Source organism: Planktothrix sp. FACHB-1355 (assembly GCF_014748295.1).
GTDB lineage: Bacteria > Cyanobacteriota > Cyanobacteriia > Cyanobacteriales > Aerosakkonemataceae > Aerosakkonema > Aerosakkonema funiforme_A.
Genome location: NZ_JACJUP010001381.1, coordinates 1 through 1,400 on the forward strand (window position 1 = coordinate 1; position 1,400 = coordinate 1,400).

The 1,400-nt window shown below is 41.5% G+C and carries 1 protein-coding gene; it reads right to left on the reverse strand.

Annotated features, from left to right (window positions below; all coding sequences use genetic code 11):
• Window positions 1-1,400: GAF domain-containing protein (locus H6S82_RS32615; protein ID WP_191057463.1), on the reverse strand; the 1,400-nt coding region annotated here is incomplete at both ends.

A 1,400-nucleotide genomic window follows, 5' to 3' on the forward strand; every position in this document is an offset into this window, starting at 1 on the left:
CTTCCAAAATAACCGACCAAAGTGTGTTGTTGTCTGCATTGAATAAGAAAATATTTACTTGTTCGGCATCCACTAATTTAGCTATCGATTGAGTAAGAAGATTCAGCATATTATAGAGTGCATTGTACCAAGATTCATCATCCTGGTTGCCTACAGCATTGCTGAGCATCACTAAAGTATTATGCACAACTTCTTTGGATTTACTTTGGGCGATTTGTTTAAGCGTTTCGTGGGTTTTAGCGTACTGAAGAATCACGCCAGCGCGTTCGTTGAAAACCTGCATACAGTGGCGATCGTTCTCGTCAAAGCTAGCCTTGAATTGTTCGGGTGCTTTCGGCCAATCGGCTGGGTTATATTCTGGAAAATCTCCTGATTTCCGTTTATTGAGTAATTGAGTTACACCCAACAATTCGCCTTCAGGATTTAAAACTGGCATACATAACAAACTACAAGTGCGATATCCCGTTTCTTTATCGGTTTTTTTAGCATTAGAAGCATTAGGATGGTCGTACAAATCAAAGGGAATAATGATCGGTTCGCGGGATTGAGCGACTTGACCTGCAAAACCAACGCCAATTTTGCATCGCAGTTCCCCTAAATGGGGAAGTTCCGTCCACAAGTCACCGCGATCGCTATCCACCAACCATAACGTACTGCGATCGGCATTCATCAGTTTCTTTGCCGCATCCATCACCCGTCGGAGTATTTCTTTAGTATCCAAATTGCTTTTATCGAGCGATCGGGTAGCTTCTGCAAGCGCGGCGGTTGCTCTTAGTTTCTTAGTAGCTTTATATGAAGAACGACAACTTTCCAAAATCCTTTGAATAGAAGGAACAAAAAAATTCAATCTTTCTCGGTCTACTTTTGTAAAACCATTTTTATCAATTTTCTGGGACAAATCCTCATTGAGGTTATCGGGTTGCTTCAATTTGTTAAGTAACTGGATAATAGAAACAACTTCTTTGCTGTCGTTTAATATTGGAATAGCTAATAAATTGTAGGTGTGATATCCATATTTTTTATCGAACTCTTTGACGAGAACGGAACGCGGGTCTTGGTAAAGGTTGGCCCGAATATTAATAAATCTCTTTGTTTCGGCTACTTTGCCAGCCACGCCTTCTCCTACTTGTAGCTGAATATCGAGGAATTCATCTCCTTCATTTTCAGCCACAAGCGACCAAAGTTCGGTTTTTTCTTCATTTAGTAAATAGATAGTGGCGCGGTCTGCACCCAGTAAATCTCCGATTTGCAAAGTGATATGGCGCAGCACCTCATAGAGGTCTCGATCGGAACCTTTACCTTCAGCTATTTGACCGAGCTGAGATACTAAAAGTTTTCTTTCTAATTCTGCCAGGGTTTTGATAAATTCCGCGTCGCGGGGGTCAACTTCTGGCTGTGTT